At 75.5% G+C, this 19623-nt stretch carries 18 protein-coding genes and 2 pseudogenes; 8 read left to right on the forward strand and 12 right to left on the reverse strand.

What is annotated here, in order from left to right; all coding sequences use genetic code 11:
• The first annotated feature begins 131 nt into the window (after positions 1 to 131).
• A complete protein-coding gene (locus HUT16_RS02310; protein WP_176184952.1) occupies positions 132 to 1826 on the forward strand; it encodes an ABC transporter family substrate-binding protein in 1695 nt (564 codons plus the stop codon).
• A 63-nt stretch (positions 1827 to 1889) separates the two neighbouring features.
• Here HUT16_RS02310 and pip read toward each other — a convergent pair whose 3' ends face one another.
• The 9 genes and pseudogenes from pip to HUT16_RS02355 form a co-directional block, all read right to left on the reverse strand.
• Positions 1890 to 2876 carry a prolyl aminopeptidase gene (pip, locus tag HUT16_RS02315; protein WP_176184954.1) on the reverse strand — a complete coding sequence of 329 codons (987 nt, stop codon included), beginning with the start codon at positions 2874 to 2876 and terminating at the stop codon, positions 1890 to 1892.
• A gap of 109 nt (positions 2877 to 2985) precedes the next feature.
• A complete protein-coding gene (locus tag HUT16_RS02320) occupies positions 2986 to 5511 on the reverse strand; it encodes a discoidin domain-containing protein (protein WP_254897599.1) in 2526 nt (841 codons plus the stop codon).
• A 555-nt stretch (positions 5512 to 6066) separates the two neighbouring features.
• A pseudogene (locus HUT16_RS37725) lies at positions 6067 to 6225 on the reverse strand (VOC family protein); the annotation flags it as partial.
• Between the two features lie 365 nt (positions 6226 to 6590).
• Entirely contained in the window at positions 6591 to 6911 is a 321-nt protein-coding gene (locus HUT16_RS02330) for a hypothetical protein (protein ID WP_176184958.1), read from the reverse strand.
• A gap of 80 nt (positions 6912 to 6991) precedes the next feature.
• Positions 6992 to 8344 carry a hypothetical protein gene (locus tag HUT16_RS39090; protein WP_176184960.1) on the reverse strand — a complete coding sequence of 451 codons (1353 nt, stop codon included), beginning with the start codon at positions 8342 to 8344 and terminating at the stop codon, positions 6992 to 6994.
• Positions 8345 to 8484: 140 nt separating this feature from the next.
• Positions 8485 to 8823 (reverse strand): hypothetical protein, encoded by a 339-nt coding sequence (locus HUT16_RS02340; protein WP_176184962.1) that lies wholly within the window; start codon positions 8821 to 8823, stop codon positions 8485 to 8487.
• A 56-nt stretch (positions 8824 to 8879) separates the two neighbouring features.
• Entirely contained in the window at positions 8880 to 9269 is a 390-nt protein-coding gene (locus HUT16_RS02345; RefSeq protein ID WP_176184964.1) for a hypothetical protein, read from the reverse strand.
• Positions 9270 to 9396: 127 nt separating this feature from the next.
• Positions 9397 to 9699, reverse strand: a complete 303-nt coding sequence (locus HUT16_RS02350) for a DUF3040 domain-containing protein (RefSeq protein WP_176184966.1) — start codon at positions 9697 to 9699, stop codon at positions 9397 to 9399.
• Between the two features lie 85 nt (positions 9700 to 9784).
• Positions 9785 to 10360, reverse strand: coding sequence for a DUF4383 domain-containing protein (locus HUT16_RS02355; RefSeq protein ID WP_176184968.1), 576 nt, complete (start codon positions 10358 to 10360; stop codon positions 9785 to 9787).
• Positions 10361 to 10574: 214 nt separating this feature from the next.
• Between HUT16_RS02355 and HUT16_RS02360 the strand changes: the two genes are divergently transcribed.
• The 6 genes and pseudogenes from HUT16_RS02360 to HUT16_RS02385 all read left to right on the forward strand — a co-directional run bounded on the left by HUT16_RS02360 (position 10575) and on the right by HUT16_RS02385 (position 16635).
• Entirely contained in the window at positions 10575 to 11621 is a 1047-nt protein-coding gene (locus HUT16_RS02360) for a MerR family transcriptional regulator (protein WP_176184970.1), read from the forward strand.
• Between the two features lie 128 nt (positions 11622 to 11749).
• On the forward strand, positions 11750 to 12187 hold the full coding sequence (locus HUT16_RS02365) for an SRPBCC family protein (RefSeq protein WP_176184972.1): 438 nt from the start codon (positions 11750 to 11752) through the stop codon (positions 12185 to 12187).
• A gap of 211 nt (positions 12188 to 12398) precedes the next feature.
• The gene (locus tag HUT16_RS02370) at positions 12399 to 13673 is read left to right on the forward strand and encodes an NAD(P)/FAD-dependent oxidoreductase (RefSeq protein WP_176184990.1); all 1275 of its coding nucleotides are present in this window, start codon (positions 12399 to 12401) and stop codon (positions 13671 to 13673) included.
• A gap of 80 nt (positions 13674 to 13753) precedes the next feature.
• Entirely contained in the window at positions 13754 to 14494 is a 741-nt protein-coding gene (locus HUT16_RS02375; protein WP_254898224.1) for a DUF1365 domain-containing protein, read from the forward strand.
• A gap of 62 nt (positions 14495 to 14556) precedes the next feature.
• Positions 14557 to 15835: pseudogene (locus HUT16_RS02380) on the forward strand (class I SAM-dependent methyltransferase).
• A gap of 56 nt (positions 15836 to 15891) precedes the next feature.
• Positions 15892 to 16635 carry a DUF1295 domain-containing protein gene (locus HUT16_RS02385; protein ID WP_176192435.1) on the forward strand — a complete coding sequence of 248 codons (744 nt, stop codon included), beginning with the start codon at positions 15892 to 15894 and terminating at the stop codon, positions 16633 to 16635.
• Between the two features lie 103 nt (positions 16636 to 16738).
• Here the strand turns inward: HUT16_RS02385 and HUT16_RS02390 are convergent, their stop codons facing one another.
• Together HUT16_RS02390 and sigK are read right to left on the reverse strand one after the other, a co-directional pair.
• Positions 16739 to 17473, reverse strand: coding sequence for an anti-sigma factor (locus HUT16_RS02390; RefSeq protein WP_176184992.1), 735 nt, complete (start codon positions 17471 to 17473; stop codon positions 16739 to 16741).
• On the reverse strand, positions 17470 to 18057 hold the full coding sequence (gene sigK, locus HUT16_RS02395; protein WP_176184994.1) for an ECF RNA polymerase sigma factor SigK: 588 nt from the start codon (positions 18055 to 18057) through the stop codon (positions 17470 to 17472). The genes HUT16_RS02390 and sigK overlap by 4 nt, the downstream gene beginning before the upstream one ends.
• A 317-nt stretch (positions 18058 to 18374) precedes the next feature.
• Between sigK and HUT16_RS02400 the strand changes: the two genes are divergently transcribed.
• Entirely contained in the window at positions 18375 to 19022 is a 648-nt protein-coding gene (locus tag HUT16_RS02400; RefSeq protein WP_176184996.1) for a fasciclin domain-containing protein, read from the forward strand.
• Between the two features lie 140 nt (positions 19023 to 19162).
• On the opposite strand, the gene HUT16_RS02405 is transcribed toward HUT16_RS02400, so the two are convergent.
• Positions 19163 to 19432, reverse strand: a complete 270-nt coding sequence (locus tag HUT16_RS02405; protein ID WP_176184997.1) for a hypothetical protein — start codon at positions 19430 to 19432, stop codon at positions 19163 to 19165.
• Positions 19433 to 19623: the final 191 nt, after the last annotated feature.

Raw genomic sequence — 19623 nt, forward strand, 5'->3', positions numbered from 1 at the left:
TGCGCACGACCCCCTGGTGGGCCGGCTGACGGGCTGTTACGTTCGGCCCGCCGGCACCGACTTGGCTGCCCACCATCAAGTGCCGCCACACCCGGCGGCCCCCGACTCTTCGAAATCCGAGGACTCCCCCGATGCGCACACCGCCCGCCACCAGCCGGTCCGGCCGCGCCGCCGCCGCGGCCCTCACCGTCCTCCTCGCCGCGACCGCCTGCAGTTCGGCGGGCGGCTCCGGCGGCGACGTGGCCAAGACCGTGTCCCCCACCGTGGACGCCGAGGACGACAACCCGCAGCCGCCGGAGAACGTCAAGGACGGCGGCGAGCTGCGGCTGCCGCTCCAGCAGTGGATCACCCAGTGGAACCCGTACCAGGTCGACGGCCGGTACGGGGACGCGGTGGAGATCATGGGCTACGTGGAGGCCAAGCTCTTCCGGGTCGACCCCAAGGGCGTCTACCACCCCGACCCCTCGTACCTGGTCTCCGCCGAGGTCACCTCCACCTCGCCGCAGGTGGTCACGTACAAGCTCAACCCGAAGGCGGTCTGGTCCGACGGGACCCCGCTGAGCTACCGGGACTTCGCGGCGGTCTGGAAGACCTCCAACGGCAAGGACCCGGCGTACAACATCGCCGACCCCTCCGGCTACGAGCAGATCTCCGCCGTCGAGCAGGGCGCGGACCCGAGCGAGGTCAAGGTCACCTTCGCCGAGCCGTACGCCGACTGGCAGAACCTGTTCAACCCGCTGCTGCCCGCCGCCGGGATCTCCGCCCCGCAGGACTTCAACGATGGCTGGGTGGAGCGGACCCCGCTCTTCGGCGGCCCGTTCGTGGTCGCGAACGCCGACAAGACCGCGCAGACCGTCACCCTCACCCCGAACCCGCGCTGGTGGGGCCCGAAGCCCAAGCTGGACCGGATCACCTACCGGGTGCTGGACGCCGCCGCGATCACCCAGTCGTTCCTGAACAACGAGATCGACCTGGCCTCGGCGGGCACCGCCACCGCGTACGGCCAGCTCAAGGACGCCCCCGACGCGGCGATCCGCACCGGCACCCCCTGGGACGAGGTGCACATCTCCTTCGGCGGCAACGGCCCGCTCGCCGACCAGAAGGTCCGCCAGGCGCTCGGCCGGGCGCTGGACCGCGCCTCGCTGATCAAGATCGCCAACAAGGGCGTGCCGGTGGAGTTCAAGCCGCTCGGCAACCACCTGTTCATGACCAACCAGAACGGCTACCGCGACAACTCCGCCGACTGGGCGTCCTACGACCCGGCCACCGCGAAGAAGTGGCTGGACGAGGCGGGCTGGAAGGACGCGGGCGGCGTCCGCAGCAAGGACGGGCAGCCGCTGGAGCTGCACTACGTGCTGAACGACGGCTCCAACCAGGCGCAGATCGACCTGGCCACCGCCGCGCAGAACATGCTCCAGCAGGTCGGCGTCAAGCTGACCGTCGACAAGGTGCCCAGCAAGGAGTACTTCACCAAGTACATCAACCAGGGCAAGTTCGACCTGGCCAGCTGGCGCAACACCGACTCCTTCCCGCTCTCCCAGACGGTGGCGATCTACCGCGCGCCGCAGGGCGACAACGTGTTCGGCAACTACTCGAAGCTCAGCACCCCCGAGATCGACGGCCTGCTGCGCAAGGCGGCCGCCACCCTCGATCCGGCGCAGGCCGCCGAGCTGTACAACCAGGCCGACGCGAAGATCTGGGAGCTCGGCCACACCCTGGAGCTCTACCAGCGCCCCAGCATCGTCGCCGTCCGCAAGGGCCTGGCCAACTACGGCGCCAGCAGCCTGGCCAGCACCGTGATCACCTCGGTCGGCTGGCAGAAGTGACCGCCCGGGCCGGTGCCGCCCGCCCGGTCGTCCGCCCGGTCGGCTGGGGCGGGCGGCACCGGCTCAGTGCCGTTTGAACTCCTCCAGGGCCTCGAACACCGTCCGCCGCATCGCCTCGCCGCCGACGTGCCCGGAGTCGTCGAAGACGTGCAGCCGGGCGTCCGGCCACGCCTTCGCCAGCTCCCACGCGGTCTGCACCGGGGAGCCCATGTCGTACCGGCCGTGCACCAGCACGCCCGGGATGCCCGCCAACCGGTTTGCGCCGCGCAGCAGTTGGTCCTCCGCCAGCCAGGCGCCGCGGCTGAAGAAGCGGGCGCAGATCCGGACGAAGGCGATCCGGGCGTCCGCCTCCCGGGCGCTGTACATCCCGGGGACGCCGTTCGGCTCGTCCGAGACCACCGCGTCCTCCCAGGCCAGCCAGGCGTCGGCGGCGGCGGCCCGCACCGCCCGGTCGGGGTGCTCCATCCGGCGCGCGTAGGCGGCCAGCAGGGCGTACACGTCGCCGTCCCAGGCGTGTTCGGGGACGGCGGCCCGGAAGCGGTCCCAGGCCTCGGGCTTGAAGGCCGACACCCGGTGGTAGAGCCAGTCGGTCTCGGCCCGGCGGGTGGTGGTGACCGCCTGGAGGACGATCTCGCTGACCCGCTCCGGGTATTGCTGCGCGTACGCCAGGATCAGCGTGCAGCCCCAGGAGGCGCCGTCCAGCAGCCAGCGCTCGACGCCCAGGTGCGTGCGCAGCCGCTCCATGTCGTCGATCAGGTGCCGGGTGGTGTTCAGCGCCATGTCCGCCGCCGGGTCGCTGCCGTGCGGGGTGCTGCGCCCGCAGTTGCGCTGGTCGTAGCGGATCAGCCGGTAGCGCGCCGGGTCCCACGCCCGGGTCGGCCGGTCCGGCGTGCCCGCGCCGGGGCCGCCGTGCACGTACAGGGCGGGTTTGCCGTCGGGGTTGCCGAGCTGCTCGTAGTAGACGCGGTTGCCGTCGCCGGTGTCGAGGAACCCGCGGTCGTAGGGGGTGGTCGGCGGGTGCAGGAGGTCGTCCAGGGGGATCGCAGACATGACGGACGAGCCTAACCGGGCCCGCCGGTGGAGCAACTGAATAACCGTCACCTCCGGACGGTCGGCGACCGGCCGGAGGTGACGGGGGCGGAGGTGACGGGAGCGGCGGCTACTGCTGCCAGAGCTGGAGTTCGGAGAGCTGTCCGGCCGGCCAGCCGGTGTTGGCGGTGACCTGGACCCGGACGTAGCGGGCCTGGGCGGCGGGGAAGGCGACGGTGACGGTGTTGTCGGCGGCCGGGTCGAAGAGGTAGGGCGCGGACGCCTTCAGCGGGGTGAAGGTGCTGCCGTCGGTGGAGCCGAGCAGGGTGAGGGTCTGGGTGCGGGCGCCCCAGCCGGCGGGCAGCCGCAGGACGGCGCGGGAGAGCTGCCGGGTGGTGCCGAGGTCGACCTGGGCCCACTGCGGGAGGGCGTTGTTGGCGCTCTCCCAGTAGCTGTTGCGGTTGCCGTCGGTGAGGTTGCCGGAGCCGTACACGTCGGTGTGCGAGGACTCGGCGGTGGGCCGGCCGGCGGCCAGGTCGGTGGCGGGCGGGGCGGAAGTGCCTTGGAAGCGGAGGCTGTTGAGGTTCCAGCCGCCGGTGTCCTGGACCAGCGTGAGCACTTGGCGCCCGGCCGGCAGGGTGAGGCGGGCGGTGGCGTCGGCCCAGGTCTGCCAGTCGCCGGTGGCGGGCAGGTCGACGGCGCCGGTGAGGTTCGCGCCGGTGGCGTTGGCCAGGTGCAGGGCGCCGGTGACGGCGGCGGGCGCGGCGTACCGCAGGGTGAGGGTGTACGTCCCGGCGGTGGCGACGTCCACGGTGTAGCGCTGCCACTGGCCGCCGGAGGTCCAGCCGAGGCCGTAGCCGCCGCCGGTGTCGGTGATCGCCTCCAGGTCGACGCCGTCGGCCCGGTAGCCGTTGGCGGTGCCGTTGACGGTGTTGACGAAGTAGCCGGTGCCGGGGCCGCCGGTGTCGTAGTCCTCGGCCTGCACGGTGCCGGGGACGGCGGCGGGCGTGCCGCCGTAGGGGGCTTCGGGGCTGCCGGTGCCGCTGCCCCAGCTGTTGCCGCTCGCGGTGACGGTGAAGGCGGGCGAGTTGTTGCGGTAGGCGGTGGCTCCGGCGGCGCTCAGGCCGGTGACGGTGTTGTCGGTGAGGGCGGCCGAGCCGGTGGGCGCCGGGTAGAACGGCGGGGCGACCACGAAGCCGTTGCGGCCGGGCGCGGTGACGGTGTTGCCGCGCATCAGGGTGTTGGTGGACGCGGAGAGGCCGACGCCGTCGTACAGCGCGTTCAGCACGGTGTTGCCGGTGACGGTGACGCGGTCGACCACCCCGGTGTTCTGGCCGTCGCCGCCGTTGCCGACGTGCAGCGCGGGCTGGCCCTGGCCGTAGCCGTTGCCACCGGAGCGGACCACGGTGTTGGCGTTCAGGGTGGCGCCGAGCAGGTCGCTGCCGTTGACGCCGAAGCGGCCCGCACCGAGCCCGATGTACCGGGCGGTGTCGGAGATCAGGTTGTGCTCGATCAGGTGGCCGCTGCCGCCGTAGACGCCGATGCCCTTGCCGCCCCAGGGCGCGACGATCGTGTTGCGGGTCATGGTGATCCGGGCCATCGGCGTGTAGTACGTCCGGTTGCCGTTGCCGTCGGTGTTGTAGTTCACCGAGTTGACGGCCATGCCGTCGTCGCCGGTGCCGCGGACGAAGTTGTTGTCGGCGGTGATGTCGCTGCCCACCGAGTTGCCGAGCGAGACGTTGTTGACGTTGATGCCGTCGGCCCAGACGGCGGTCACCCGGGCGTTGCGGACGCTGCCGTTGGTGCCCGAGGCCCAGTAGCCGGACTCGACGTGCTGGCTCCAGATGCCGTCGGCGCTCCAGCCGTCGCCGGTGGTGTCCATCGCCCCGCCGCCGCCGTCGACCATCTCCCGGCTGGTGGAGTCGGAGTCCAGGTGGAAGCCCTGCACGTGGGTGGAGGTCAGGTTGAACAGGGCGGCCAGCGGCGTGCTGTTGGGCAGCGGGACGTCCCGGTAGATCGTGGAGTACCACTGGCCGGCGCCGACGATGGTGATGCCCTTCGCGCTCAACCCGGTGGTGCCGCGCAGGTAGAAGGTGCCGGGCGGGATCCACAGGGTGCGCTGCTGGGCCTGGGCCCGGTCGATGCAGTTCTGGATGGCGGCGGTGGAGTCGACGGCGTCGGGCGCGGCCGAGCCGTTGGTCGGGGTGGTGCTCGCGACGGCGCCGCAGTCGGTGATCGACAGCGACCCGGCGGGCCGGGCGGCGGGCGGCGGCGGGTTCTCCGCGTCCAGCACGTCGATGTCGTAGTGGGCGGCGGTGTTGGCGGCGTCCTTGCGCAGTTCGAGGGTGCTGCCGGGGGCGATCGGGGCGCCGGTGACGAAGGTGTGCGCCTCGTCGAAGAAGGCGCGCGGGTCGCCGTCGGCGGGGTTCTGGTCGCTGCCGTTATAGTGGCCGTCGCCGCCCTCGTAGAACCAGCTCTGCTTGGAGTTGAGGTTCAGCGCCTGGCGGAACACCCCGTCCACGTACAGGTCCAGGGTCGCGGTGGTGCCGCCGCCGGTCGCGGAGTCCGGGATGCTCGCGCGCAGGTTGACCGCGCTGACCGGCCCGCCGGTGGTGTTCGTCCAGCGCACGCCCTGCCCGGTGGCGGCCAGGTGCACGTACGCGTGCCCGGAGGCTTCCAGCGCGGCGCTGGAGTACGGGGTGGTGGGCGCGGCGGTCAGCGCGACGACGGTGGCGCCGCCGGTGGGCGTGCCCGCCTCGGCCTCCCACGGGGTGAACGGGAGGGTGGCGCCCGCGGCTTCGGCGACCGCGGCTTCGGCGACCGCGGTGACGGCCGCGGCCGGAGGGCGGCGGCCGCGGGGCGGTGGCGAGGGCCGGCAGCAGGAGGCCGCCGCCCAGCAGGGCGGTGGCGGCGAGCAGGGCGGTGCGGGCGCGGCGGCGACCGGCGCCGGGTGGGGGCGGTGTCATCGAGTCCCTTCCTGGGCGTGCGCGGGGCGCGCTCCGCGAAGGCGCGGGCGCGTGGGGCGGGGAGCGGCGGGACAGCAGCGAACGTAATCCCGTTGACATGAATCCGCAATGCCTGGATCGGATCGCGCAAAATCCCAACTAGCCCCGCGCACACCGCAGTCAGGGGCTCAGGCGGCGGTCGGCGCGTCCGCCGCCGCCCAGCGGAAGCCGTCCGGGTCGGTGAACGCCCCCGCGGCCGGGGCGTGCACGGTCAGGGCGAGGGTGAAGCCGCGGAACCCCTCGGACGGGTCGGCCGCGGCACGCAGCCGCAGCAGGCCCTCGTCCAGGCCGAACGCGTCGGCGTAGAAGCGGGTGGCGGCCTCGGGGTCGGCCACGTCCAGGGTGATGCTGTCGATGTCTGCAATGCCCCGGACGCTAGGGGCCGCCGCCCGCCCGGGGCTTCTCGATTCCTGACCGGTGCGGCGGGGCCCGGTGCGGCGGGGCCCGGTGCGACCGTGCGACCGGACCCGGCGGGGCCCGGAACTCCAGGCCCTGCATGCGGATCAGCAGTCGGCCGTACAGGTCGCGCAGCGTCCCGCCGCCGGGGGCGCGGCCTGCGGTCCGGGCCGCCCGGGAAGCGACGGGCAGCACTGCCGATCACAGGAAAGGCGGGGAGCTGATCCGAATGAACAGAGGGGAATGTGCCGAATTCGTGGTGGATGTGCAGGAATTGACATCACCTCGACCATGCCGCGTGATCAAAGAGCCCCGGCCCCGCGGTCGGCTCCCGTCAGCCGGTCGCCCGGCCCGGCAGGGCGGCGCCCGCCAGGAAGGCCCGGTAGGCGTCGGCGGCGTCCGGCTCGACCTCGGGGCGGGTGGGACCGTAGCGGGTGTCGGTGCGATCCCGCTTGGGCCCGGAGAGCCAGAACCGCTCCCCGGTGTCGGTGTCGTGGAAGTTCGCGTCGAACAGGCCGCCCGCCCGGCGCAGCGTCCGCCCCCGGAAGTAGGCGGTGTTCCACGTCCTGGAGAACCGCACCCACCCGATCCACGAGGGACCTCGGTCGATGTCGTGGCCGGACTTCAACTGGACGAACATCAGGCGCTCAGGCATGGCCCCATGATCGGCCCCGCCCCGGCCCCGCGGCCACCGGTTTTCCGCGCCGCGCTCCTCCCGCCTCCCGCCGGGCCGTCTCAGCGGCGGGATAGGACGCGGGCCCGGCAGGGGGCGCAGGCGTGGGTGCCGCGCGGGCCGTAGCGGTCGATCGGGGTGCCGCAGCCCGCGCAGGGGCCGACGTGGGCGATGTGGCAGTCGAGGACGGTGGCGGCCCGGCGGCGCTGCTCGGGGGTGACGACCAGGCCGCGGCGGACCTGCCGGGGGATGGTGAGCAGCCGTTCGGGGACGGTGTCGTGGGTGTGCAGGGCGACCGCGTCGGCCTCGGGGTGCGGGTGGGCGTGCCGGGGGCCGCGCCGGGGGCGGGCGCGGGGGTGCGGGTCGTCGTAGGCGAAGTCCTCCTCGCCGTAGCGGCAGACCGGGTCCAGTTCCTCGCAGGCGTAGCTGATCCCGGCGTCGGGCGCGGGCCCGGCGGGCCCGGTGTCGGACCCGGGGTCGGCGGCGTCGGGCCCGTCCCCGGCGAAGGTCTCCCGCCAGCGGTCCCGGTCGGCGGCCGGGACCCACATCCGGGCGACGGTGGCGGCGTCCGACTGCAGCGGCACCCGCATCGGGACGAGTTCCCCGGCCGCGCTCGCCCCGACCAGTTCGTCCACCTCGGTGGGGGGCTTGCCGGGCAGGCAGAGCGCGGGCAGGTACCAGCCGGTGTGCAGTCGGCCGCACCAGGAGCCGTTCAGCGGGCAGGGCCGGGCGCTGCCGCGCAGGCACTTCCACTGCTGGAGGTGCCGGACGCCCGCGCGCACCGCCATCGGCGCCCGGGAGGCGATCCGCTGCCACGGCAGGTCGTCGACCCGGGCCCAGGGCGCCCGGTCGATCAGCGGGGCGCGCTCGTCGCAGGTCACCCAGAGCGGCACGATGCCGTGCTCGGCGGCGCTGCGCGAGCGCCTGCGCACCGTCTCCGCGGTGACCGGGGCGTACGGGGCGGCCCAGCCGATCCGCAGCCCGCCGGGCCCGGTGACCAGCACGTCGGTGCGGGCCCGGCCGCCGCCGGCGCGGGTCCCGACCTCGTACCGGCAGCCGTGCCGGTCGGCGGCCCGGGCGATGCGTTCCTGGAGCGCCTTGCGCCGGTCGTCCTGCTCCGCCGTCGGCGGGCGGCGCAGCGGCAGGTGCGCGGCGACCCAGGTGGTGCGGCCGCCGACGGTGTTCCGGCGCAGGTGCATCCACGGGGAGCGGTCCTCGCCGTCGCCCCCCGCCCGTTCCTCCGCCTCGCAGCGGCCCTCGCGGTGCCGCTGGAGGCATTCCAGGAGTTCGCGGTCGCGCCGGTCGACGGGCGCGGTGATCTCCGCCAGCAGCCCCGGGCGGTCGGGATGGCCCAGGTCGGGCCGGGTGAGGTTGATCTCGATGCCGTACACGGTGTGGAACACGCCGTTCGCCATGGCACGAGGCTAATGCGCATTCCCGCTGATATGACCCGGAATCAAGAAAAAGGATTCACCCGGTAATTGAATTCCCTTCCGAAACCTCGGCGGCGGAACGATTTCCCGCCATTTTCCGGAACCGGACCCGGTTTCCCGGCTCAGGCCAGGCCGAGTGCGGCGCGCAGCCGCCCCCGGGTGGCGGCGGCGGCCTCCCGGGTGACGGGGTCGTCACTGCCGAGGGCGTCGCCGAGCAGCAGGTCGGCGGCGGCGACCACCGCGGCGGGCAGCACGACCTCGCGGAGGCCGAGCAGCTGGGCGGCGGCCTGGTGCCCGATCGACGCGGTCTGGTGCCCGACCGGCTGGGGCGGGGGGCCGGACGAGCGGCCTGACGAGTGGCCGGACGAGTGGCCGGGCGGCTCCGCCGGTTCGGGGACGCGCGGGGGCGCCGACGTGGGTGGCCCGCCCTGCGGGCGGCGCGGTTCGTTGATCACGGGCATGTTCAGTCCAACGGGTCACGGCCCGCGACGGTTACGCGGGCGGAACGTTCGGATGGTCAGGAGGCGTGCCGGGCGTGCCGGGCGTGCCGGTCCGGGACGGCGGCGGGCCCGCCGGGAGCGGGCGCGCCGGCGGGCGGGAGGGCGGGGTGTTCGGAGCGCGGGGCGAGCGTACGGACCCCGGCGGACGCGGCGGCGGGACGGTCCGTCGGGGGCTGCTTCGCGGGGCCGTGCCCTCCGGCGCTCTGCCCCGCGGCGCTCTGTGCCGCGGTGGTGTGTGCCGCGGTGGTGTGTGCGGCCCGGATCCACCGGGCCAGGGCGTGGGCGAACTCAGGTCCGATCGCGGCGGCGTGCTGCAACTGGTCCAGGTCGCCCGGCCGGAGCGGCACTCCGGCCTCCGAGAGGGCGGCCAGCAGGGGTTGCAGCAGCGTCCACTGGACGCGGACCACGGGTAGCGGGCTGGTATGCGCAGGCTCTGTCACGCCCGTTCCAACTGCCCGCCCCCGACGGGGTCACGGCCCGTCCGTGCGGTTCCACCGCAGGGTGCAACGAACGTCCGTGCGGGCCCCGGGGCCGTCAGCCGAGGTGCAGCCGCGCCAGTTCGCGCAGCGCGAGCGCGCCCAGCACGGCGGCGGTGGCCGCGAGCAGCGCGGCCAGCACCGGCCGGGGGCCGCCCGCGCCCGCCCACAGGGCGCCGGCGGCCGTCAGCACGGAGAGCAGGGCGACGGCGGCGACCAGCGGTCGCGGGCGGTGGGCCAGTCGGGCGACCGGCCCGGGGGTCCGGTCGAGCCGCCGGTCCAGCCGGGGGTCCGTCCGGCGCAGGTGGTGTTCGATCTCCGCGAGCAGGACGCGTTCCCGTGCGGTCAGTCGGGTGTCCATCGGGTCTGCCGCCTCTCCGGGAGGGGACGGGGGTGGGAGGTTCCAACCCGGGCCAGCCTGGGGTCGGCCCGGGGTCGGCCCCGAGTCAGCCCGGGTTCCCGGGCCGGACGGCGGTCGCACCGGACGGTCCGACCGCCCCGGGCAGCGCGCTCGCCCCGGACAGCCCGGCCGCGACGGCCCGCGTGGTCGCGGCGGGGACGGCCTGCGGGTGGCGGCGGAGCCAGTACGGGTTGTCGTGCGGGAGCCCGCCGCTGACCCGGCCGTACATGCCGAGGGCGGCCAGCAGCAGGCCCATGGCGAAGCTGAACAGGACGTTCGGGATGCGGAAGGCCAGCAGGTTGGCCGAGCTGTCCAGCAGCGCGAGGTTGACGAATCCGCTCAGCACGAACAGCGCGCCCACCGCGATGGCGGTGCTGGAGGCCTGGCGGCCGCCGCGCAGGGCGGCGGCGAGCAGCACCGCGGCGGTGGCGATCGAGACCGTGCTGAGCAGGCCGTTGCTGGACAGCCCGGCGACGCGCTCGCCGTGCGTCCCGAAGAAGGGCAGGCCGTCGGCGAGCCCGAGCGCGCCGAAGGCCAGTAGCAGGAGGGCGCACAGGGCGGCGCCGAGGCGGTGGATCCGGGACAGCCGGCGGTCGGCGGACGGTCGGTGCTGGGGTTCCATGGCGGTTCTCCTCTCGGTGCGGCGGGTCGGTGCCCACCGCGGCTACCCCTCCCCTCGAAAGGTTTCGCCTCCGAACGGCCGAGGGCCCACCCGCAGCGTTGGTGCAGCGTTCCGCCCGGCTCCCGGAACGCTGCACCAGCGCTGCGAAGCGACAGCGGGGGGCGCCGGGGCGCACACTCGCCACGTGCTGCCCGCCCGTCCCCCGGAGGCCCTGATGCGGACGACCACCCCCGCCGACCCGGGGCTCCCGACCGGTGCGGTGGCCAGGCTGCTCGGGGTCTCGCCCGTCACGGTGCGGTCCTGGGAGCGCCGGTACGGCATCGGGCCGACCAGCCACGAGCCCGGCCGCCACCGCCGCTGGCACGCCGAGGACGTCGCGGTGCTGGAGGCGATGTGCCGCCTGACCTCCCGCGGGCTCCCGCCGGGCGAGGCCGCCCGCGCCGCCCGGGCCGCCCTGGCCGACAGCCTGGCAGACGGCCCCGACCGGGCCCCGCGTCCCGATGACGCCCCCGGCCCCGCTCCCGAGCCCGCTGCCGCCCCGGTCGCCCCCCACCGCCGCCCGGACCCGCGCCCGCCCGCCGCCGGACCGCAACCGTCCACCGGACCGCGACCGTCCGCCGAACCGCGTCCGACCAGCCGGGGCCTGGCGGCCGCCGCGCTGCGGCTGGACGCCCCGGAGGTGGCCCGGCTCCTCGGCGAGGCGGTGGACGCCCTCGGCACGGTGTGCGCCTGGACGGAGGTGATGGCCCCGGCGCTGCGCGCGGCCGGTCGCCGGTGGGCGGCGGACGGGGAGCAGTACGTCGAGGTGGAGCACCTGCTGTCCTGGCAGGTGTCGAGCGTGCTGCGCGCGGTGGCGCTGCGGCCCGCGGTGCCGGTGCGCGCCGTCCCGCCGCTGCTGCTCGCGGCGATGCCCGGGGAGCAGCACAGCCTGCCGCTGGAGGCGGTCGCGGCGGGGGCGGCGGAGCGCGGCCTGCCGTTCCGGATGCTGGGCGCGGCCGTCCCGGCCCGGGCCCTGCTGGACGCGCAGCGGCGGCTGGGGCCGTCCGCGGTGCTGCTGTGGTCGCAGACCGCGCACACGGCGGACCAGCGCCTGGTCTGCCTGCTGGCCGGGGCGGCCTGGGGCCAGCGCGGCGCCCGGACGGCCTCCGCGGTCCTGGCCGCCGGCCCGGGCTGGGGCCCCACCGGCCCCTCGGCGGCCCGCGCCGTCCCCCGTTCGCTGGCGGCCGCGCTGGACCTGATGGCCCGCACCGCCCTGCGCTGACCGCCCGCCTCCCGCCCACCGCAGCCTCACGTCACTCCCGTCACGCCTCTCGTCCGCCCATCACCCATCCGTCGCCCGTCCGGCTCCGAACACTCCTCCGACGTCCCCCAACGCGCGAGGAGGCCCAGATGATCGAGGTGGTGCGGGAGATCCCGGTCCGCCGTCCGGCCGGTGAGGTGGTGGAGTACCTGGCGGACTTCGCGCACGCCGTCGAGTGGGACCCGGGCACCGAGGAGTGCGAGCGGATCGGTGCGGGCGGGTCGGTGCCGGGGGCGCGCTGGCGCAACGTCTCGGTGTTCCGGGGGCGGCGCACCGAGCTGGTGTACGAGCTGGTGGCGCGGGAGTCGGACCGGCTGGTGTTCGTCGGGCGCAACGGCACGGTGACCGCCCGGGACGAGATCACCGTCAGCCCGGCCCCGGACGGGGCGGGGGCGGTGGTCCGCTACCGGGCGGGGCTGCGGTTCCGCGGGCTGGCGCGGCTGGCTGAGCCGTTCCTGCGGCGGGACTTCGAGCGGCTGGCGGACGCGGCGGAGCGGCGGATGCCGGAGGTGCTGGACCGGGGCTGACGGCGCGCCGTCCCGCACCCGGGTCCGCCTCCCGGCCCGCGCCTCCCCGTTCGGAGCAATCCGGGCCGGGGAGGGCTCCGAATGCCGGGTGCGAGGGCCGCCGAGGGCGGCCCGGTGAACAGTGGGGAGGCTGGACGTGACGACACTCGGCACGGTTTCCGGCGGGGGTTCCGTCCCGCCGCCGTCGCGGCGGGGGGCGCCGGTGCGGCGGGTGGCCGTGGTGGGTGCGGGAGTGGCGGGGCTGAGCGCGGCGTACGCGCTGGCGCGGGCCGGGGCGGTGGTGGAGCTGTTCGAGGCGGACGGCCGGCTCGGCGGGCACGCGCACACCCAGCGGACCACGGCGGCGGACGGCCGGGAGCTGGCGCTGGACACCGGCTTCCTGGTGCACAACACCCGCACGTACCCGGAACTGGTCGGCCTGTTCGGCGAGTTGGGCGTGCGCACCCAGGAGAGCGACATGAGCATGTCGGTGTCCTGCGCGGGCTGCGGGCTGGAGTACGCGGGCGCCCGCGGCCCCTCCGGGCTGCTGGCCAAGCCCGGCAACCTGGCCCGCGGCCGGTACCTGCGGATGCTCGGCGAGGTGCCGCGCTTCCACCGGCTGGCCCGCGCCCTACTGGCCGATCCGGAGGCGGGCGACCCGAGCCTGCGCGAGTTCCTGGCCGGGCACGGCTTCTCGGCGTACTTCGTGCAGCACTTCATGACGCCGGTGGTCTCCGCCGTGTGGTCCTGCGCGCCCGACCTGGCCGGCGACTACCCGGCCCGCTACCTGTTCACGTTCCTGGCCAACCACGGCCTGCTGAGCGTCACCGGCTCGCCGACCTGGCGCACCGTGGTCGGCGGCTCGGCCGCGTACGTGGAGCGGATCGCCGGGTACCTGACCGCGCACTCCGGCACCGTGCACCGCGGCGCGCCGGTGCGGGCGGTGCGCCGACACCCGGACGGCGTCACGGTGGCCACCGCGGACGGGCAGCGGACGGCCGCGGACGCCGTGGTGGTCGCCGTCCACGCCGACCAGGCGCTGCGGCTGCTGGCCGACCCGACCCGGGCCGAGCAGGAGGTGCTGGGCTCCTTCGTCTACTCGCGCAACCCGACGGTGCTGCACCGGGACGCCTCGCTGCTGCCCCGGGCGGCCTGGGCGCGCGCCTCCTGGAACTACCGGATGCCGGACTGCGACGCGCCGTCCGACCGGGTCCGGGTCAGCTACCACCTGAACCGGCTGCTGCGCCTGGGCGGTGCGGAGGACTACCTGGTCACCCTGAACGAGGACGAGCGCTCCGCCGTCCCCGAGCAGCTGGTGGTCTCGCGCACCGTCTACGAGCACCCCGTGTACACCGCCCGCACGGTCGCCGCCCAGCGGCGGCTGCCCGAACTGGCCACCGGCCGCACCGCGTTCGCGGGGGCGTACCACGGCTGGGGGTTCCACGAGGACGGCTGCCGCTCCGGCCTGGCCGCCGCCCGCCTGCTGCTCGGGGCGGTCGCCCCGTGAGCACGGACACCCCCTCGCACCCGCCGCGCGCAGCCTCCGCGCACCCGCCGCGCGCCGCCCTGCCCGGCCCGTGGGGCGCGGTGCTGTACGAGGCCCGCACCACCCACGTCCGGGCCGAGCCGCGCCGGGTGTTCCGCCACCGCTTCCCGCTCTGGCTGGTCGACCTCGACGCGCTGCCCCGGCTGCCGCGGCCGCTGCGCCCGCTGGCCCGGTTCCTGCCCCGCGACCACGTCCGGCCCGCCGGGGCCGACGGCGCCCGCAGCATCCGCGGCGACCTGGAGCGCGAACTCGCCGCGCACGGCCTGGAACTGGGCGGGGGGCGGGTGCTGATGCTCACCCAGGCCCGCTCGCTCGGGCACGTGTTCAACCCGCTGACGGTGTACTGGTGCCGGGACGCGGCGGGCGAGCCGCTGTGCACCGTCGCCGAGGTGCACAACACGTACGGCGGGCGGCACCGCTACCTGCTGCGGCCGGACGCCGCCGGGCGCGCCGAGGCGGCGAAGGACTTCTACGTCTCGCCGTTCCTGCCGCTCGACGGCCACTACCGCATGCTGCTCCCCGAACCGGACCCGGACCCCGGGCCGGGCGGCGCCGCCCGGCTGCACCTGTCCGTCCGGCTGGAGCTGCCCGGCGGGCCGGCGTTCACCGCCACCGTGACCGGCACCGGCCGCCCCGCCGGCCCGGCCGCCCTGCTGCGGGCCACCGTCCGGCACCCGTTCGCGACCTTCGCCGTCAGCCTGCGCATCCGCACCCAGGGCGTCCGCCTGTGGCTGCGCGGCCTGCCGGTCCACCCCCGCCCCGGAAGGGCCACCCAGCCATGACCGCGACGACGCCCCCCGAGCACCGTCCGGCACCCGACACCCACCGGAGAGGCCGCCCGCCCATGAGCGCCACCACGACCACCGCCGCCACCGCCGCTCCCGCCGCGCCCGCCGTCGACCCGCTGCGCTGGCCGGACGTCGCCCGGCTGCCGCACGCCCCGCTGCGGGCCGCGGTGGCCGGGTGGCTGCTGCGCCGGCGGCCGCCGCGGCGTGCGGGTCGAACTGCCCGGCGGCCGGGTGCTGCGGCCCGCGCCGCCCGGGGCGCCGGTGCTGCGGCTGCACCGGCCGGAGGCGTTCGCGCACCGGGTGGGCGCGGGCGGTCTGATCGGCTTCGGCGAGTCGTACCAGGCGGGCGACTGGGACAGCCCCGACCCGGCCGGCCTGCTGACCGCGCTGGCCGCCCGCCCGGAGACCCTGGTGCCGCCCGGCGCGGGCCTGCTGCGCCGGCTGTACGTGCGGCGGCCCCCGGCCGAGGAGCTGTCCACCACGGCCAACGCGCGGCGCAACGTCCACCGGCACTACGACCTGTCCAACGAGCTGTTCGCGCTCTTCCTCGACCCGACCATGTCGTACTCCTCGGCGGTGTTCTCCGACCCCTCCCCCGCCACCCGCTGGACCGACCTGGTGCCCGCCCAGCACCGCAAGATCGACCGGCTGCTCGACCTGGCCCGGGTCGGCCCCGGCACCCGGCTGCTGGAGATCGGCACCGGCTGGGGCGAGCTCGCCCTGCGCGCCGCCGCCCGCGGAGCGCGGGTGGTCACCCTCACGCTCTCCGAGGAGCAGCTCGCGCTGGCCCGCCGCCGGATCGCCGCGGCCGGGCAGTCCGACCGGGTCGACGTCCGGCTGTGCGACTACCGGGAGGCCCGCGGCGAGTTCGACGCGATCGTCAGCGTGGAGATGATCGAGGCCGTCGGACGCCCGTTCTGGCCCGCCTACTTCACCGCCCTGGACCGGCTGCTCGCCCCCGGCGGCCGGGTCGCCCTGCAGGCGATCACCATGCCGCACGAGCGGATGCTCGCCAGCAGCGACACCTACACCTGGATCCTGAAGTACGTCTTCCCCGGCGGGCAGATCCCCTCGCTGCGGGCGATCTCCGACACCGCCGCCGCACACACCCGGCTGCGGCTGGCCGGCGCGGACGCGTACGGGCCGCACTACGCCGAGACGCTGCGGCTGTGGCGGGAGCGGTTCACGGCCCGCGCCGAGCAGGTCGCGGGGCTGGGCTTCGACGAGGTGTTCCGGCGGATGTGGGAGCTGTACCTCGCCTACTCGGAGGCCGGGTTCCGCTCCGGCTACCTGAACGTCCACCAGGTGCTGCTGGACCGGGACGGCGCCCGGTGAACGCCGCCGCGTTCGGCGTCGGCGCGGCCGGCGCCGCCGGGGCGGCCCTGCTGGTCATGCTGGCCGCCTTCGCGGTCGGGGTGCGCACCGGCCGCCACCGCGGCGTGGACGTCGCCTGGGGCCTGGCGTTCACCGCCGTCGCGCTGACCGGCTACGGGCTCTCCGCCGGGTACGGCGACGGGGGCCGCCGGGCGCTGGCCACCGTCCTGGTCGCGGTCTGGGGCCTGCGGCTGGCCACCCACCTGTGGTGGCGGGCCCGCGGCCTCCCGGAGGACGCCCGCTACGCCCGGATGCTCGCCAAGGCCCCCGCCGGCCCGGCCCGCACCCGGTACGCGCTGCGGATCGTCTACCTCCTCCAGGCCGCCCTGGTCTGGTTCGTCGCGCTCCCCGTCCTGGCCGCCCAGTACCTCCCCGACCCGCCCGGCCCCACCGCCTGGGCGGGCACCGCGCTCTGGGCCGTCGGCCTGTTCTTCGAGGCCGTCGGCGACGCCCAACTGGCCCGCTTCAAGGCCGACCCGGCCCACCGCGGCCGGGTGATGGACCGCGGCCTGTGGCGCTACACCCGCCACCCGAACTACTTCGGCGACGCCTGCGTCTGGTGGGGCCTGTTCCTGCTCGTCGCCGACCACCCGATCGGCTGGGCCTTCGTCGGCAGCCCCCTGCTGATGACGTACCTGCTCGCCTTCGGCAGCGGCAAGCCCATGCTCGAACGCCACCTCGCCACCGGCGACCGCCCCGGCTGGTCCGAGTACCTCGCCCGCACCAGCCCCTTCCTCCCCCTGCCGCCCCGCCGCCGCTGACCGGCCGCCGGGCCGCGGCTCCCCGCACCACCCGGGTGCGGGGAGCCGCGCCGGTTCGCCGCACCCCCGGGTGCAGGGAGCCGCGCCGGTTCGCCGCCCGGGCTCAGCTGAACGGCAGGAGCAGCACCGGCGCCCCGCTCGGATGCGCCGACCCGCCCGCCGGTTCGAGGGTGACGCCCACGCCCGCGGCTCCGTCGAGGGGGCCGGTGAGCAGCAGGGTGCCGTCGCCGGTGGGGAGCAGCCCGGCCGGGCGCATGGTGCCCGCGTCGTCGTACCAGAGCTGGTAGGTGCGGCCGGGGCCCGGGGCGGGGAGGCCGGTGGCGAGGAAGCCGGCCTGGTCGCGGGTGGCGGACCAGACGACGGTGCCGCGACCGCCAGCGGAGGTGGCGGTGGCGGTGCGGGCGTCGGGTGCGGTGAGCAGGGCCGCGACGGTCTCCTGCTGGCGGGCGAGCGCGGTGGCGCGGTCGCGGGCCCGCTCGGCCTCCCGGTGCTGCTGGACGGCGACCGCGCCCGCGCCGAGGGCCAGCGCGAGGCAGGCGGCGAGGGCGAACTTCGGTGCGTTGCGGGCGAGTCGGCCCCGGGGCTGGACCACCCTGGGCACCGCCGGGGCCTCCTGCCGGACGCCGGGCAGGGCGGCCAGGACCCGGCTCTTGAGCGCCTCGGGCGGGGTGAGCGCCTCGGCCGCCCCGAGCCGGGCCAGCGCGGCGGCGAACCCGGCGGTCTCCTCGGCGCAGGACGGGCAGTGGTCGAGGTGCCGTTCGAAGGCCTCGCGTTCGTCGGGCCCCAGCGCGTGGGTGGCGTAGGCGCCGGTCAGGGTGTGCGGGTCGAGGGTGTTCACGCGCCCACCCCCAGGCAGTCGCGCATCCGGATCAGGCCGTCGCGCATGCGGGTCTTGACGGTGCCGAGGGGCGCGCCGAGCACCTGGGCGACCTCGGGGTAGCTGTAGCCGCGGTAGTAGGCGAGCGTCAGCGACTCGCGCTGGAGTTCGGTGAGCGTCTTGAGGCAGCGCCGGACCTGTTCCCGTTCCAGTCGGCCTTCGACCTGCTCGGAGACCTCGTCGTAGGGCGTGCCGCCGTGGGTGGCGGCCGCGACCCGCCGGTCGCGGTCGGCGGCGGCCTGCGCGGAGCGGACCCGGTCGACGGCGCGGCGGTGCGCGATGGTCAGCACCCAGGACAGCACCTCGCCGCGTTCGGCCCGGTAGCGGGCCGCGGTGCGCCACACCTCCAGCAGCACCTCCTGGGCGACCTCCTCGGACTGCGCGGCGTCCCGCACCACCCGCCGCACCAGGCCGAACACCGGCCCGGCGACGGCGTCGTAGAGCGCGGCGAACGCCTCCTGGTCACCGCGCACCACCCGGGACACCAGTTCCCGCAGGTCCGGCCCGGGCCGACGGGGCGGGGCCAGTGACACCACGTGGCTCATCCGGCCACCCCGCCAAGGACGTTGCTGCGCTGCACCACGGGCACCTGGGCCTCCCCTTGCGACGGCCGGAACCTCCGACCGCGACGACTCCACAACACGACTGCACCCCTCTTCGTCACGGCCGCCCGTTCGGATTGCCCCGCCGCCGGGCGATTTCACCCCGACCACTTCCGCAACTCGCACCAATCCGGGCCCCACCGCCCGCCGAATGCCGGGTGTGGACGACGAGCATCCCCGGCGCCGCACCGTCGTCACCGTGCGCTGAGACCGCTCCACCCCTTCGTTCCCCCATCACCCCTTCCAGGAAAGGCGCTTCCATGCGCATCTCGCTGCTCCGCTCCCGCCCGTTCGCCGCCCTGCTCGCCGCCGGGTCCCTGGCGCTGACCCTCGGCGCGTGCAGCAGCTCGGGTTCCGCCACCGACAGCGCATCCCAGGCCGCGTCCTCACCCGCCGCAATGTCCTCCGCCGCCGTGTCCCCCGCCACCATCGCCGACCAGCCGTTCGGTGCGGCCTGTGCCGCCGTGCCGAAGGACGGTGCCGGGTCGTTCACCGGCATGGCGAAGGACCCGGTGGCCACCGCGGCCTCCAACAACCCGCTGCTGTCCACCCTGGTGACGGCGGTCAAGCAGGCCGGGCTGGTCGACACCCTCAACTCCGCGCAGAACATCACCGTGTTCGCGCCCACCAACGACGCCTTCGCCAAGCTCCCGAAGGCCGACCTGGACGCGCTGCTCGCCGACAAGGCCAAGCTCACCAAGGTCCTCACCTACCACGTGAGCCCGGACCGCCTGTCCCCCGCCGCCCTGCCCGGCAAGCACCCGTCCCTGGAGGGCGCCGACCTCACGGCCGGCGGCTCGGGCCAGGACTTCACCGTCAACGACGGCGCCAAGGTGCTGTGCGGCAACGTCCAGACCGCCAACGCCACCGTCTACATCGTCGACACCGTCCTGATGCCCGCCTCCTGACCCACCCTCACCGAGCCCCCAGCACCTGGGCGACCAGCCCGTCCACGTCCAGGTGCTCGTGCTCGCGGCCGACCGGGACGAGGGCGTAGCACTCCAGCAGGAAGCCGGTGACGATCTCGGCCTGACGTGCCGGCGCCGTCCTACCGGCGCAGTGGCACGTCAGACCGTTTCGGGTGCAGCTCCGCCCAGAGCGTGTGGCACTGGCGGCGATACGAGTGGCCGTACCTGTCGGCTGTGGCCAGTGCCGACAGGACGGCGTCCACCACCGCCGGGTCGAAGTCGGACGAGACGGTTTCGAGCCGGTATCCGCCTCGGGGCGTCCGGAGGATCCGGGTTTCGGAACCGGTGGCCTCGGTGAGGCGGATCGCCAGCGCCGCGGCAGCGTCCGCGAGTGCGGCTTCCTCGATCAACTCGTCCCCTCCACCAGACAGTCGGGGCGGTGGGCGCAGTCCTCCGGCGAAGTCAGGTCGGACAGTTTCGCAAGCGCTTCCCGTCCGCCCCGGAGGGGGCGGACGAAGGCGCCGAAGACGTGCACGGAGATGATCCTCACCAATCGACCCGAGCACCGGTCGTAGGCCGGGTACCCTTCTCTGGGCCTCCA

Origin of the sequence: Kitasatospora sp. NA04385, assembly GCF_013364235.1 — a bacterium.
GTDB lineage: Bacteria > Actinomycetota > Actinomycetes > Streptomycetales > Streptomycetaceae > Kitasatospora.

Coding starts and splice junctions, on each gene's coding strand:
- HUT16_RS02310 (WP_176184952.1), top strand. CDS start 132: ATGCGCACACCGCCCGCCACCAGCCGGTCCGGCCGCGCCGCCGCCGCG.
- pip (WP_176184954.1), bottom strand. CDS start 2,876: ATGTCTGCGATCCCCCTGGACGACCTCCTGCACCCGCCGACCACCCCC.
- HUT16_RS02330 (WP_176184958.1), bottom strand. CDS start 6,911: ATGCCTGAGCGCCTGATGTTCGTCCAGTTGAAGTCCGGCCACGACATC.
- HUT16_RS39090 (WP_176184960.1), bottom strand. CDS start 8,344: ATGGCGAACGGCGTGTTCCACACCGTGTACGGCATCGAGATCAACCTC.
- HUT16_RS02340 (WP_176184962.1), bottom strand. CDS start 8,823: ATGCCCGTGATCAACGAACCGCGCCGCCCGCAGGGCGGGCCACCCACG.
- HUT16_RS02350 (WP_176184966.1), bottom strand. CDS start 9,699: ATGGACACCCGACTGACCGCACGGGAACGCGTCCTGCTCGCGGAGATC.
- HUT16_RS02355 (WP_176184968.1), bottom strand. CDS start 10,360: ATGGAACCCCAGCACCGACCGTCCGCCGACCGCCGGCTGTCCCGGATC.
- HUT16_RS02360 (WP_176184970.1), top strand. CDS start 10,575: ATGCGGACGACCACCCCCGCCGACCCGGGGCTCCCGACCGGTGCGGTG.
- HUT16_RS02365 (WP_176184972.1), top strand. CDS start 11,750: ATGATCGAGGTGGTGCGGGAGATCCCGGTCCGCCGTCCGGCCGGTGAG.
- HUT16_RS02385 (WP_176192435.1), top strand. CDS start 15,892: ATGCTGGCCGCCTTCGCGGTCGGGGTGCGCACCGGCCGCCACCGCGGC.
- sigK (WP_176184994.1), bottom strand. CDS start 18,057: ATGAGCCACGTGGTGTCACTGGCCCCGCCCCGTCGGCCCGGGCCGGAC.
- HUT16_RS02400 (WP_176184996.1), top strand. CDS start 18,375: ATGCGCATCTCGCTGCTCCGCTCCCGCCCGTTCGCCGCCCTGCTCGCC.